Origin of the sequence: Virgibacillus halotolerans (assembly GCF_016908515.1) — a bacterium.
Classification (GTDB): Bacteria; Bacillota; Bacilli; order Bacillales; family Amphibacillaceae; genus Virgibacillus_M; species Virgibacillus_M halotolerans.
Map to the genome: position 1 here is coordinate 94,522 of NZ_JAFBEA010000004.1, position 15,244 is coordinate 109,765.

11 protein-coding genes are annotated in these 15,244 nt (G+C 37.7%); 2 read left to right on the forward strand and 9 right to left on the reverse strand.

The annotated features are described in order from the left end of the window. Positions 1 to 75 precede the first annotated feature (75 nt). The 3 genes from JOC34_RS11585 to JOC34_RS11595 all read right to left on the reverse strand — a co-directional run bounded on the left by JOC34_RS11585 (position 76) and on the right by JOC34_RS11595 (position 5,149). A complete protein-coding gene (locus JOC34_RS11585) occupies positions 76 to 2,325 on the reverse strand; it encodes a helix-turn-helix domain-containing protein (RefSeq protein ID WP_239544350.1) in 2,250 nt (749 codons plus the stop codon). A gap of 41 nt (positions 2,326 to 2,366) precedes the next feature. After that, positions 2,367 to 2,987 carry a YesL family protein gene (locus JOC34_RS11590; RefSeq protein ID WP_205136928.1) on the reverse strand — a complete coding sequence of 207 codons (621 nt, stop codon included), beginning with the start codon at positions 2,985 to 2,987 and terminating at the stop codon, positions 2,367 to 2,369. Between the two features lie 470 nt (positions 2,988 to 3,457). Beyond that, complete coding sequence (locus JOC34_RS11595; RefSeq protein WP_205136929.1) at positions 3,458 to 5,149, reverse strand: peptide ABC transporter substrate-binding protein; 1,692 nt, start codon at positions 5,147 to 5,149, stop codon at positions 3,458 to 3,460. Between the two features lie 189 nt (positions 5,150 to 5,338). On the opposite strand from JOC34_RS11595, the gene JOC34_RS11600 reads away from it, so the two are divergent. Then, positions 5,339 to 8,416, forward strand: a complete 3,078-nt coding sequence (locus JOC34_RS11600) for a beta-galactosidase (RefSeq protein WP_205136930.1) — start codon at positions 5,339 to 5,341, stop codon at positions 8,414 to 8,416. A gap of 107 nt (positions 8,417 to 8,523) precedes the next feature. Here JOC34_RS11600 and JOC34_RS11605 read toward each other — a convergent pair whose 3' ends face one another. Both JOC34_RS11605 and JOC34_RS11610 read right to left on the reverse strand, forming a co-directional pair. After that, positions 8,524 to 9,828, reverse strand: coding sequence for an alpha-L-fucosidase (locus JOC34_RS11605; RefSeq protein ID WP_239544334.1), 1,305 nt, complete (start codon positions 9,826 to 9,828; stop codon positions 8,524 to 8,526). Positions 9,829 to 9,903: 75 nt separating this feature from the next. Next, positions 9,904 to 10,836: a metallophosphoesterase family protein gene (locus JOC34_RS11610; RefSeq protein ID WP_205136931.1), complete on the reverse strand. Its 933-nt coding sequence runs from the start codon at positions 10,834 to 10,836 to the stop codon at positions 9,904 to 9,906. 374 nt (positions 10,837 to 11,210) lie between these two features. Between JOC34_RS11610 and JOC34_RS11615 the strand changes: the two genes are divergently transcribed. Further along, on the forward strand, positions 11,211 to 11,900 hold the full coding sequence (locus JOC34_RS11615) for a copper homeostasis protein CutC (protein WP_205136932.1): 690 nt from the start codon (positions 11,211 to 11,213) through the stop codon (positions 11,898 to 11,900). A 58-nt stretch (positions 11,901 to 11,958) separates the two neighbouring features. Here JOC34_RS11615 and JOC34_RS11620 read toward each other — a convergent pair whose 3' ends face one another. Genes JOC34_RS11620 through JOC34_RS11635 form a run of 4 tightly spaced genes read right to left on the reverse strand, consistent with a single transcriptional unit; the run spans position 11,959 to position 15,199 of the window. After that, positions 11,959 to 12,687 carry an SIS domain-containing protein gene (locus JOC34_RS11620; protein WP_205136933.1) on the reverse strand — a complete coding sequence of 243 codons (729 nt, stop codon included), beginning with the start codon at positions 12,685 to 12,687 and terminating at the stop codon, positions 11,959 to 11,961. Then, positions 12,687 to 13,403, reverse strand: coding sequence for a KDGP aldolase (locus JOC34_RS11625; RefSeq protein ID WP_205136934.1), 717 nt, complete (start codon positions 13,401 to 13,403; stop codon positions 12,687 to 12,689). The genes JOC34_RS11620 and JOC34_RS11625 overlap by 1 nt, the downstream gene beginning before the upstream one ends. Before the next feature lie 52 nt (positions 13,404 to 13,455). Beyond that, positions 13,456 to 14,169 (reverse strand): creatininase family protein, encoded by a 714-nt coding sequence (locus JOC34_RS11630; RefSeq protein ID WP_205136935.1) that lies wholly within the window; start codon positions 14,167 to 14,169, stop codon positions 13,456 to 13,458. A gap of 37 nt (positions 14,170 to 14,206) precedes the next feature. Then, complete coding sequence (locus tag JOC34_RS11635) at positions 14,207 to 15,199, reverse strand: phosphotriesterase family protein (RefSeq protein WP_205136936.1); 993 nt, start codon at positions 15,197 to 15,199, stop codon at positions 14,207 to 14,209. Between the last annotated feature and the right edge of the window lie 45 nt (positions 15,200 to 15,244).

The window sequence follows — 15,244 nt, forward strand, 5'->3', positions numbered from 1 at the left end:
CAAACCTTTCTATCACGGCTTCAATCAACCAAAATATCCCCCGCATTTTTACGAGGGATATGGAAAGAGGTAATTTTATTTGTGTAATGTTCGATACTGCCCCGGTGTGATGCCTACAATTTTCTTGAATTTACGCGTGAAATTTGCAACATCTTTATAACCAACTTCCATCACAATTTGCTTGATAGATTGATCACTCTCTGTCAATTGTTTCTTTACATGTGCAATGCGAAGATCTTGTAAATATTGTGTGAAAGTAACACCGGTTTGATCTTTTATAAATCGACTGATATAGGATATAGATAATTGAAATTCAACGGCTATTTTTTCCAAAGACAGCTCATACAAATCATAGTTTTGTTTGATATATGCTATTATATCCTTTCTTAATCTGTCATTATGACTTTCTTTTTTATCGGACACCGCTTTACAAACTCCAATGATTACTGTTTGAAGTTGTGCCTGTAATTGTTCGGTAGAATTAAAATCAACAATTTGTTTAAAGTTATGAATATAACCATCTAAACCTAGCTCAGTAACTGTTTTGACAATCGTATTGATGATATCAAAATAAATAAGTTTGGAAACTTGAATGGATAAATTCTTAGTGGCTAGCATCGTAAACATATTACGTAGCGTTTCTTCAGCCACGATCTGATCACCTTGTTTTAAACTTTGGACAAGTTTTATTTGTTCTTCTTTTGGATAGCCAAGCGCCCGCTCAGGCTGTAAGCTAATATCGTCAAAATAAATGATACTTCCCTGAGGATTTATCGACTTATATTCCATTGCAGCAAGCGCTTCTATATAAGAACGGTTAATCAACTTCTTTTCGTTACATAACGTCCCCACTCCTATCGTAGGATTCATTAATAACTTGTGATGAATATACTGTTGTATCCCAGAAATAGCTACGTGACGCTGTTTATCCGTATTATCTTTTCCTTGATCAATACTAACAACCAGGGCAATCGCATCATTATATAATAAATCAATACCATATGCGGTGACTTCTGGGAGCGAAATACGTGACAGCGTTTCAAAAACTTTATCCCTAGCTGTAATATTAGTTTCTTTAAAGGTACCACTTTCAAAATAGACGATCGCAACGAAAAATGGCCCATCCCGCATTTGAACATTTAACGCATCTAACAACGTCTCTATTTCTTGATTATCCTTGATATCCCCTTTCAACAGTCTAACAAGTAATTGATCCCTGGCAAATGGCTTTTGCAGGTACATTGCTTCATTGATAGTCTGATAGTCTTTGAATACATTTGAAACCGTATTCTGTATCGTTTCTAATTCATTTTCACTTTCATAACCATTGATATGTCTACTGCTTATGATTTTAAACAAATTTCGGATTGGCTTATATTGCCTTCTTCCTAACAGTACAGCAATACTAAATCCCAAAATAAAAAGTGCTAACAGCATCATAATAATTAATCTTTTTGTCTGTTCCAGTTTCTCAAAAAACTGATCTGTATTCATAATGGTTGTAAATGTCCAGCCACTAACGTCAGATGTAACAGAAGCATGGGAATAATTCTTCCCGTTTATGTCGAGATTATCAATTCCCTTATTATCGTTAACCAAGGAAGCTACCTGCTCATCACTAATTTCTTCATCATGAATAGTTGCTGCTACCTGCTCATCATTACCATTTAATATGTAGGCATTTCCATCAAATTCACCTAGTATATCTTCAATAAGATCTTTTATCTCTGCTTCCTCAATAAAATACATAACCGTTCCATAGGGCGATGGGTTATTTGGAGCGATCGGAAATAAATAGGCAATAACTCGCTTGTCATTGTTATTGTTAACGATTACGTTTTCAGCAGGCTTTACTAATGGTAGTTTACTATGGAGATCTCGCTCGATCTGTTCTTTTTCCCAATTATTAAATCTATATTTTTTTTGTAATAAAGCATCAATGGAATAGGATCCACTGGATGAATAGAGTGTATTATCATGATGGTAATACACAAATATTTCGTCAATGATGGGACTATTTGCTTTATATTTCTTTAGTTCTTCTATTGCTTCTCCACTAGTATAGTCTTGGCTCATCATATAAGGTGTCAGACGAGGATCATATGATATTCTCGCTGCCAATGTTTCCAATACATTCATACGTTCATCCGTTATTTTTTTTACCTGTTCCAATTTGCTTAGGTTGGATTGTTCGATTTGCTGACGTAGGCTTGAGACAGAATTATAATAAATAATTCCACTCATTATTAAAAACGGAATAAGAAAGATCAATAAATAGGAGATAATATATTTATATAAAAGCTTCGATTTCATTCTATGAAACATACTCAAGACCCCATCCCCTTTTATCACTTGAGTATTTATATTCAACCAGCAATTTTTTCCTCCACTTTAACAAAGGCACTGCGCGCAAACCATGCTAGTGGAAAAGCAATAAGTGATGATCCTACAAAAACCGACAAGACTGGTACATAACTAAATAAATAATATAATATTAGCATACAGATCAACATCGCTATTGTCTCAAAAGGTCTAGCCAATGCCATGAGGAAAGATTGTTTAAAGTAATAAAAGAATGTTAAATCGTAGCGTACAAAAACAGAGAAAAAGTATAGGAGCGTAATAATGTAAAGAAAAATAACAACTAACAAAATAATATGGATAGAAAAGGACTGAATGAACTGTTTTGAAATTCCCATATCCATATATAAAAATATGCCTAAGCCTATCAATAGAATTCCAAGTGCATTTGATTTAAAGAACTCTTTTTTATAAGTGGTTAAAAACGTTTTAAATATTGGCGCGTCAAAACCATCTTCAAACCATTTGTTAATAACTGAAAACATGGCAGATGTTGCTGGTAGTATGCCGAATACACCTAGCCCTGCGATTGTAAATAGCGTCCAAAGAATATGTAGATACATCATTTTTGCCAGCCAATTTCCCAAACCATAAATCCATCCCAATACACCATTTAAAGCTAACATTATCGTTTCTCCCCCTTATGCAACACATTGCTGATATTTATTCTCTGAAGTTAAAAGAGCAAAGAAATGCGAAAAACCAATCTACATATTAGCAGATTAAATCTCAACAAGTGCTACTTATGCTTTTCTCTATTTTTGACGTAATAGATACATCTATATGTTAACACCATAACATAAAAGCGCTTACTTACCCAATATGTGTAAAAATTAGTTTTTTTAGTAAATGATAATAAACAGCCTCATAGAAAGTTTATTTACATGGGCGATGAAGACTTACCAACTCGTTTTAACCTATATGTTAATTTCAAATTTCGAGATCCGTTTGCGACTTTATTCCATCATAACCAAACCATAGTCACATTTTTTCTTAACCTGGTGTAATAGATGCAACTTTAATCAAAAAGGTATAAATTTGGAGAAGAAGGCGTATTATTACCTTACGCTTTCCTCTCCTTAATAAAGCATCAAATTTAATCTTCCATGTAAACATTTTTCAATAAATAGGTTGGTCCAAATAAGTGTTCTTTCAAGTTTTTCACAGATGGTTTGATGAGAATTAATCTGCCTCGTTGATAAATTGGTGCAATTACCGCGTCCTCCTCAATTAACAATTTCTCAGCCTCCAGCATTGTTTTCCAGCGATTAGCAGGGTCATTTGCATATTTCACTTTTGCATCATCAATTAATTCATCATATTTTGCATTTGAATAACTTGTATCACTTGCATGTCCTCCTGCACCGTCAGAGACAAACAAATCAAGGAAAGTCATTGGATCCATATAGTCCGGTCCCCACCCGGTTATTACCATGTCGTAATTTTGGGACTTCGATTCTTGCAAGAGTACTTTAAATGGTACGTTTGTTACTTCCACTGTTAATCCATCAAGATTTGATTGCAATTGGTTTTGAAAATATTCACTGGTTTTCTTGGCATTTTCCTTGTCATCGTTTAAAAGTTCGAGCGTGATTTCATCCACACCTAATTCCTCTAAACCTTTTTGCCAATATTCCTTCGCCTTTTCAACATTATAGTCCATTAAATTACCGTTTTCTTCTCGGAAGTCCTCATCTGTATCGGGGTTCTTTACCAACCCGTTAGGAATGAGACCACCGATAGGGACCGATCCATTCGCTAAAACTGTTTCTGCATATGCTTCTTTATCAAATGCCATGGATAATGCTTTACGAATGTTCTTGTTGGCCATTGGTGTATCTTTGCCATCACGTTGTTGATTAAATTTAAGGAAAAATGTGCTCCCTTCCTTAAACGTGGATGCGTTTTCATCATTTTGGTATTGCTGTGCATACTCAGCACTTAACTCTGCTGTTCGATCTACTTCATCCGTTTCAAATAAATTTACCGCTGTGCTTGGTTCTTTGGAAACTTGTACATTTACTTCATCCAATTGCACGCTATCTTTATCGTAATAATTATCGTTTTTAACATACTTCCAAGTTAATCCGGACCCATCCCACTCCGTTAATTTAAATGGACCATTTGCCAGCATATTGTCACTGTTCGTACCAAAAGCTTCTCCTTTTTCTTCAACAAATTCTTCGTTTAACGGTAAGTATGTACCGAATGCCAATAAAGAATCAAAGTATTCGACCGGTCTTTCCAACGTAACTTTTAATGTATAGTCGTCCACTGCTTTAATTTTTAAATCCTCTGGTTTCTTATCCCCTTCCATAATTTCCGTTGCATTTTCAATAATGCCAGAAAACATGTAAGCATATTGAGATCCGGTATTAGGATCTACTGCTCTTTGCCAAGAATAGACAAAGTCATTGGCTGTTACAGGATCGCCGTTCGCCCATTCTACGTCCTCACGTAACTTGAAATTGTAAACCTTTCCATTTTCACTTACGTCAGGCTCTCCATCTGAAATAGCTGGAACCGGTGTACCATCTTCGCCAATAGCATAAAGACCTTCCATTGTTTGTCCAAACACAACAAAGCTGGCAGCATCCGTTGCTAGTGACGGGTCCCCCGTTGGGATTTCAGCTACTTCAATCAGGTTAAGGACTTGCTCACCCGAAGCTTCCCCGTTACCTGAATTCTTTTTATCACTACTACCACTTGAATCTGAACTACATGCGGATAGCGTCATTACCACAATCATAGATAACACCATAAAAATATAGTATTTTGATTTTTTCATATCTACCATCCTTTCATTTTTATATTCCATATATATTATACATTATTTTAGTAATATTTTCATTAATTAATTTAGTAAATATATTGTTACTAATGAAATACATTTTAGTTGCTATAATAAATCATAACTATTAAATTGAAACTATCAGCTTTTATCAATAAATAAATCGCAAATGGAGGTTTTTCATCAATGTCAAATATCGTTATATTTTACGATTCAAATTTCCCACTAGATAGCAGTAAACCGAATCACGCCTTCATAGAACATTTACGTCAGGGGACTGAAATTGTTAATGCCACATCGTTAAGGAAAGCGCTATCACGAAATAATGTAAATTGTTTTGTTAGCCTGCATGGCCCTTACTTCCCTAAAGATGCCTGGCAAGCGATTCTCAATCACCTCAAGCATGGTAAACAAATGATACATATCGGTGGCATTCCATTTCGTACCCCCTGCTATATGGAAGATGGTGAATGGAAAAAGGAGCGATCGCAAACCGCCTATCATCAGCAATTAAATATCCATGAAGCTTTACCTGTTCATTCCAAACCGATTACTTCTTTGCAACATAATGGGGACATTCCTGTCTTCCGTAATAAGGAGGATTTATTCACCATTGAAGATACATACAATTTTATATTACATGTAACGAAGACAAGTGCGATTGAAGAAGAAATGGGCTCTGCTGGTCCAATGGATGCACATATTTTTCCTTTGTTAAAAGGATTTTCAAAAACTGGACGGGAAGTTGCTGCACCTGGTGTGTTAATTGAACACACTAAAGGTGAATTTAGGGGGGCACGTTGGCTTTTTATTAACCAAAAAATGACTGCAGCATTTTGGACAGAGAAAGGGGCAAAGGCATTAATGGAATTCGCTTCTTTCGTTGGAAACGGGGTAACCGAGATGTGGCTGAAAACAAACTATGCTACATATGATGAAGGTGAACGACCGAAGATAACGTATCAATTACAGGCATTTAAAAAAGAGATAACCGATTGGACAATAAGTTTTCATGTCACACAAGTGGATCAGGAAATTTTTTCTAAGAAAGAGAAAATCGAAGCCTCCCAGCAATTAAATTCACTCTCTTTCATTGTGCCACTAGATATTAGTCCTGGCTTATATACAATTACATGCGAAGCTGAATCCTGCACAGGTGAAAAGCGCATCCTTCATCAAGCTTTCTGGGGGATGGATAAGACACTCCTCGCATCTGGAGAGCCATTAACATATGGTCGAGACTATTTTGAAAAAGGTGGACGTCCCTTGCCGATTGTCGGAATGACTTATATGACATCAGATGTCGCACGCTATTTTCTTTTCTTGCCCAATCCGCATGTTTGGGATCGAGACATGGCACAAATGAAACGTGCTGGGATCAATTACATTCGAACCGGCATTTGGACTGCCTGGCGTAATATGATGTTTATTGATGGACATGTTGATGAAAATATACTGCGTTCAATTGATGCATTCATTTTATGCGCTAGGAAACATGATCTTGAAGTCACATTTAATTTCTTTTCCTTTACACCTGAAACATGGGGCGGGGAAAATCCATATCTAGATCCAAGGAGCCTAGAAGCACAGAAAAGATTTATCACTGCCATTGTTTCTAGACATACAAAGACGACAAATGTTCATTGGGATTTAATTAATGAGTCATCCTTATTTGACCCTAACCAGACATTTGCTGGACCGCGTCCGCTTCAGGACCCATATGATCGGAAGGCATATCGAGAATGGTTACAGGGGCGACATGGATCGATACGCTCACTTCAGGAAAAGTGGAATATGACACCACAGGAGCTGCCGTCGTTTGATACGATCGAGCCACCTGAACCCAGTGACATCAATTTTGGAATCAGAGATATGATCACCGGAAAAAAAGGATTAAAATGGCTCGACTACACACTGTACACGATGGATATGCATAATCAATGGGTAAAGGAACTTACAGATACAATTAAAAAAATTGCTCCCGACCAGCTCGTTACTGTCGGACAGGACGAAGCGCTCGCAGGCCAGCGTCCTTCGCCATTGTTCTATAGTGAAGTGGTTGATTATACAACGAACCATACATGGTGGTTAATGGACCAACTTGTATGGGATGGTATTTTTACAAAAGCACCAGACAAACCAAATCTGATTCAGGAAACTGGTATCATGTATGTAGAAAGTCCGAATAATCAGGCTAGAAGAAGTGAATATGAGCTTAGAAACATTCTCGAACGTAAATATGCTTACGCCTTTTCCACTGGTGGCGCAGGTGCAGTTCAATGGCTTTGGAACACAAACTTCTATATGAACAATATTAATGAATCTAACATTGGAGCGATTCGAGCAGATGGTACGGAAAAACCGGAAACAAATGTATCCTATGACTTTGGTGCATTTGTCAATGAAACACGGGATTTATTCCATGATCGCGCATTGGAAGACATTGCAGTTGTCTTTCCCTACTCAAATGACTTCTCCAATCGGAAACTGGCATTGGATGCAACAACAAAGCTTACGAGAACCTTAGCATACGAGATGAACCTGCCATTCCGTGCGATAAGTGAATACCATCTCGATGTCCTTGAAAAAGATGCGCCTAAATTAATTGTCGTACCAAGTGCACATAACTTCAGCAATGAAGCACTGCAGATCATTTTAAAAAACGTACAAGAAAAGGGTATGACATTATTGTTTACAGGTCCCATTAATATAGATGAATACTGGAATGAAACGAAGCGAATGGATAATGTTATAGGGGCTACGAGGATAGAAAACATACTGCGGGAAGAATTATTGGAAATTCAGGCCAAACAATATCCAGTTTCTTTTGGAGGAGAAAGAATTGCTGATACAAAAAAGGAATTGTTAACGGCCGGGAACACTGAAACATTAGTCGAAAGGACATATGGAATAGGTAAAGTGATCTGGTCACCGATACCAGTTGAATTAAATGATCGTAGTGAAGTGATGATTGCATTATATGAGTATGCCATAAAGCAAGCTGGAGTCTCTCGTCATCTTGAGTGGTTCCAAGGAGATCTTCCAGGTAACTATGGAAGAAAGCTAACCTTTGCAAATGGATACTTGTTTGTTTTTGTTTCCGAATTCGGCAAAGATAGCAACATGAAGATTAAAGATCCTGAGACGAACAAGATTTATACCTTTCCGCTCGAATCTGAGAGAACCGTTATGTTCGCAACCGATAAAGCTGGTCAGATTACTGCTATTTATCGCCCAGACGAAGTAGAAATTTTGTGTGATTAGTCGTTCCATTATATTCGGGTTTCTTGCCATGGGGTTCAGCGTTCGGGCCGAGGTTCAGCGATGTTCGCATAAAGCAGGCTGTCCGACAATGGACAACCTGCTTATTTTTAATCCTCTAAAAACAATTCCACAACTGGTACGATTACATTCGGTTTTTGAACCGGAAGATCCAACACAATGGATCTGCTATCAATCTTTGTCTCTGTACTTGTAATTATTTCTTCAGGATCAAACACTCTAAAGTAAACTTCTGATGCATCATGAAGCAGTTGCGCATACTTTACTTTTCCAGCTAAACCTTTTAAATGAACATGCCTAAATGGCCATGAGTAGATATGAAGATATAGACGATTTCCTTTTTGTGTATAGCGACAGTCAGCTGGGACTTGATATTCACTATGTGTTGTCCCATAAATCGAACGCGCGTGCAGTCTCATCCACTCACCAATTCCATGCAATCGATCCAGGGAACGCTGATCAAATTCTCCCCGTCCATTGGGACCAACATTCATCAGTAAGTTTCCACCTTTAGAAATGGTATCAATTAACATTTTTAATAACATCTCTGTTGATTTCCAGTCCAAATTATCACGATGATAACCCCATGTCCCGTTCATTGTTTGGCATGCTTCCCAGATTACAGGCAGCCCATTCTTCTTAACAGGTTCATTCGGCTGATACTGCTCAGGTGTTATTACCCCACGATTTAAGTCCAGACGATCATTTAACAGGATATTGGGCTGCAAATCCAATACAAGTTTTTCTAATTCCGCTGCTTTCCAATCCGTCGCACCTTTCCCTTTAGACCATTCCCAATCACGATGCGGATAAGAAAAATCAAACCACAAATAATCTATTTGGCCGTATTCGGTTAATAATTCTGTCACTTGGCCATGCAAAAAATCCACATACTTATTCATATTCCGACCAGTATTGTCCTGTTTATCACGCTGTGGATGTAATCCATCAATCGGAAACTCCGGATGATGCCAATCGATTAAGGAATGATACAATCCAATCTTTAATCCTTCTTCACGAAAAGCAGCTAAAATTTCCTGCAATAAATCTCGTTTAATCGGTGTGTTAGTCACTTTGTAGTCACTTAGCTTTGTATCCCATAAAGCAAATCCTTCGTGATGTTTTGTCGTAATGACCACATATTTCATTCCAGCGTTTTTAGCAGCACGTGCCCATACCCTTGCATCTAATAGGTCTGGTTCAAAGTGCTCAAAATATCTGTTGTACACATCTGGATGGATCTTTTCATGGGTCATGAACCACTCATGGCGTGCACCTGCAGCATACAATCCAAAATGGATAAACAAACCGAAACGATCATGCAGAAACCAGTTTGGATCACCATAGTCCAATGGCCAATTTGCATATGTTTGTTCCTTTGTATTTGTATTCAATGCTTTTTCCCTCCAATGGTTAAAATTATTTTTTAAAAAATTATCGGGATGATTGATAAGCTGTTATTAAACTATTTAAATTGTATCTACTTCTTTTTGCTCATGTGTATAATAAAAGATGTTTTCTCCCCCAGCCAAGCTAAGCCAAGATTCAAAGCGACTTTCACCTTCAAATAGTCGTATTACTCTAGCTCCACGTTCCAATGAACCGTATACATTATACCCAGTTATACGACCATAACATAATGAAATATCGTTTAAAACGCCACAATAGTCATTATCGTGATCGTGACCCGCAAAAGTTCCCATCACATTACCTTCTTCGAGGATCGCTGTATATAATCCGCTGTTAAAGTTTGGCGAAGTAATTTGCTCCAATTTATTACCAGATACTTTTCCGACCTGTAAAACTTCTTTATATTCAGGTAATGGAATATGGAAAAAGGCTAATGCGGGAAGTTGCCGGGTCATTAATTTCTCATACTTTTTTGACTCGGAAACAAACCAGCCCACTTGATCAGTATGTATCCATTCATAACCACCGATATGTTTTGGGGCATATGCTCCGGAATCTAGAAAATACAGCAATGCTTCACTTTTTTTGCCTTCACGGGATTGAATTGTTAATGCGTAATTTCCTATCCCATGTATTTCTTTCGGTCCTTGTTCAGCTATTGAATTCGCATAATCCTCTTGAATCCTGAATAGCTCTTCCCTAGTTATATTCGCCTCTGAATCATGATTTCCGTAAACAATAGCAAACGGAATATCCCATTGAGAGATATGGTCCAATACCCTTCTATAATTTTGAGCTGCCCCCTCGGCCTCACTCCAAATTAGGTCTCCAGTAACTACAATTAAATCCGGCATTTCATTTTGAATGATTTCATTTATTAGATGGAATGTTTTACTATCCGGTTCGTTGCCGTCATCCGCACCTATGTGCAAATCTGTTAGTTGAACGATTTTAAACGAGCCGTCTTTCCGGAATTTTAAATCTCTTTTCATATGTTCTCCTTTCACTCCTTCATATTTTACGTTTAATAGTGCTACAATCATTAGTTATTCTTGCTTGATTAATTGCTTGATTCGTGTTTTTCTTTCTTCTCAAGTATTAGGGGAAGAATCAAAATCGTTACGCATATTGCAGGTCATGATACGATACATTTTTGATATCCTCTCCTTGTAAATACTTATCTTTCTATACCGTTATAATAACACGAAATAAGCTAAATACTCCGACAACAATGCAAACTCTATATAATTTTCTATTTAGTCACCTAAAATTGCACAAATGGTAAGGAAAGCTTTTGGTCTTATATTAAACCTATGAGTCATCTATCATTAAGTTGATATCATCTTTGAAAAGGGGTACTTATATTATGGTATTAGAGGTTATTGCTACAAATCTGACCGATGTAAAACAAGCTACACGGTATGGGGCAAATCGTTTAGAACTAAGTCCTAGTATGAGTGAATTGGGAATAACACCTAGCTTTGGTTTAATTAAAGCTGCGGTCAAAGCTGTCGATATTCCAATAAATGTAATCGTTAGACCGCATAGTCAATCCTTTCAATATAATGAAGACGATCTAACAAGTATGATAACTGATATTGAAATGATTAAAGAATTAGGCGCCAACGGGATTGTTATTGGTGCCTTAACAGATAAAGGTACGGTTGATGAAGAAACATTAAAGCAATTATTGGATGTTTCTGGCGATCTAGATGTAACCTTTCATCGTGCATTTGATTTTGCCAGAAATCAGAGGGAAGCTTTAGCGTGTTTATCAAACTATCCGCAAGTTACACATATTCTTACTGCTGGGGGTAACTATGATGCACCTGACGCGGTAAATGAGCTAAATCAACTTGTCGAAGATGCTAAAGATACAAATTTGACGATCATGGCTGGTCACGGTTTACGCGTGGATACTTTTAAAGACTTTTATAACCAGGTAAAAGTCAAAGAAGTGCACTTTGGCTCAGGGGTAAGAGTAAATAACAGCTTCAGACATATGATCGACAGCAACAAAGTAAAGAGAGTAAAGGACATCCTCCGAGAAAGATAAATAATGTAAATAGGTCTATAGCATAAGCATTATGTATGCCCCTGCTATAGACCTGTTTTTACAATGTAATCCTATCACTATACTTATTGATAAGTTTCTGATTATGATCATCTGCACCTTCTATATTTCCGCTAAGGAAAACCGGGGGTGTGAATCCATTTTCAGCCATTTGGACAATTGCATCAGCTAAAATTCCATTTAAAATGGCTCCGCCAACAACGGTGGAACTTGGTGAAAAGCTTACCTCGACCATATCATGAGACAAGAGTGCATCCCCAATTGGCGCATGATTGTCAATCACAAGGTCAACAACATCAAACAAATATTGACCGTTTGTATGCCTAGATATCTGACTGGATGCATAGGTAATGGAGGTTATGCCAATTACGTATGCCCCTTTTCTTTTTCCAATTTGGGCAACATCAACTGGAACAGGATTCCTACCGGATGTGGATAGAACAAAAAGCACATCTCCAGATCGTATATCCTGTGTTTCCATAAATGTTTTTGCGTAATCATTTTTTCGCTCGATAGTTGAAGATCGAACAGCCCCCTCATGAAGCATTAAGGGCTCATGTAAAATTGGATGAATTGGCACCAAACCGCCAGCACGGTAATATACCTCTTCCGTTAAAATGTGGGAATGTCCACATCCAAATAAATGAATTACTCCGCCTTGTTGAATCGCATCCGCAACCTTTTGTGCGGCTTGCTTCATTTCTTCCTTTTCTTCTTTTTCAACAACTGCCAACAGATTCTTTATTTTACTGAAGTAATTGTCAATCATCATATCCCCTCCACAATCGTAACTATTTCACGTACAACTTCCGGGATTGTTTCGCTGGTTTTTTTGTCTATTGATGAACCAAAAATGTGTGGCATAAAATATTCAATGTCGATGTCTTTAACACCTAACATAATATCCTTTATATTATTAGAATCAATACCACCTGCAGGTTCTACACCACGAATCCCTTTAGTTGCAGCCACTTTGGTTAAATAAATTAATTCCTCAATATGTTGCGTTCCTTTAACGGGCATCATTTTAATACTCTCAACTCCAAGACTGGCGACAATCTCAACGAACATCTCCACTTCCAGCATCTGGCCTGTACACGCTAATTGGATTGTACCCACATTACCTGTTGGTTTAACCAATGCATTAACAACCTGGTCTTTTATATGAGCACCGTCCAAATACCCTTTTGCATATACAGCAGTTTCTAATGGTTGATTGATATGTCCTGGTTGTGATGCAAGCGCAATATCCAATACCTTCTCCCAATTTGCAATATTACCGCCACCACCAAGACCGATACTAATCGTGTCTGTTACCGATTGAAGTGCTTGAACCTTCTCCACTGCCAATGCAACTGTTTCAAACTTATCAGATACAATTCCAGGAACCACATAGCCAGAACCTGCTTCCATAATTGTTGCAGCATTTTCCGCATCACGTGCTAAAAAATTAAATAAAAACTTTTCATGTAACTTTTTTCTCATTTTTTTCACACCTTTACTTCTTACTTCTTACTTCTAGTGGTCAACAGGATTGTTAAGCTTTAATAAGCTTTACCATATTTTCCAAAGCAATATCCACAATATATTTTCCTTTTTCTTCTGTAGCCAATGTAGCGTCCCCTAACACGGCAGATTCCGTAAATTCTTCCCACGGTGTTGGCGTCACATCTGCATGCATTGGTATATCTGGTATATCAGTAATTGCTCGATCCATTTCAACCAATTCCGGCGCTAAATAAAGCATATATGAAGTTTCTATTTCACATGCATGAAAATACGTGCCGTGCGCGGATTTGGTTTCCCGAACTTCTTCTGTTGCCTTATCCATTCCAGGATAGAAGAAATAAAATACACGCATTTGTGGGCAAGTTTCATATAATTGGCGTGCTGATTCTTTTAATGCCGTGCCATTTCCTAAATGGCCATTTACCATCACAAATGTCGTAAAACCTTGACTATAAAGACTTTTCCCAATATCAATGAGCAACTGGATAAGAGATTCGTTACTTACATTAATACTGCCGGGAAAATTACGTAAACTCCATACTTGTCCATATGGTAATGTTGGCAGTACGAAACCATTGACCCGTTCCGCTAATTTTTCTGATAGCCGTTCCGCCAAGAAGTTATCAGTTCCAAGTGGTAGATGTGGCCCATGTGCTTCGACAGCACCAATCGGTAATATAGCGATTCTGCTTTTTTCGATCTTCTGCTTTACATCAAAGGAATTCTGACTTTGAAATTGCATTGTTACTCACCATCCATTTCTTACACATCTAGTCAAACTACTTCTTAAAAGTGAAGCATCGTGCAGGATTTTGAACGAAGAACTTTTCAATTAGTTGTTTGCCGTCAAACCCTTGTTGATCTGCTTCTTCGATAAAACGCGGAATCCATTTGCCAAGAATATTCTCTAAACCTAGTCCGTAGTCATAATGTTTATAATAAGTTTTTCTGGCAGTGTCACCACTCACCAAAATTTGGTCCGCATATCCTTTCTCAACAAGTGCTAAAATACATTGAATTCGTGTACTCTCTGGCGCATATTTAATTTTTGATATACCGTCGAAGGAAAGCAATGCACCAGATCGTGCTATTTTTTCATGGTAGAAAGGATCTGGATTACGATCCATATGTCCAAAGCTAATGTGTTCCAGGTTAACACCTTCACTTTTAAGTAAGGCCATTTGTTCAAGCCCCATCGTGCCTGCTTCTGTATGCGAGTGCAGTGGTGCCTTTGTTTCATGATGTGCCCGCGCTACTGCACGTAACGTTTTTTCTTCCAATGGAGTAATTCTGTTATAGCCTGTTCCAAATTTCACTTGACCACCGGGTATATTTGTACCTTCCAGTCCCACTTCAATTTCCTGGATCACGAAATCGGCCAGTTCATTAATCGTCTTTGCTTCAATCCATGCGGCATACGTAGGATAATCACCAGTGACTTGTTTCACATGTTCAGGAATAGCCGCATCCCATAAAAAGCTCTTATTAAATCCTGCGGTCCCAATGATTGTCACACCTGTTTCGATTCCAATTTCTTGGACTGCTCTTACATCGCGTCCATAGTCCACTGCAGTTGCATCAACAATCGCCTGGCCACCAAGTTGTTTAAAATCGAGCACATCTAATTTGGACTTTTCTTTATCATCGAGCAGTAAGTCATCGTTCTCCTGTTCCATCCAGTACGGAGGTCTACATACAATATGTTCGTGTGAATACGTGACACCCAATTCTTCCGGTTTTATATCTCCTTGAAAAGTTCGAATAAAACTCATGATGATCACTCCTACAATTAGATTTTAGCATCTTTGCAAATAAGC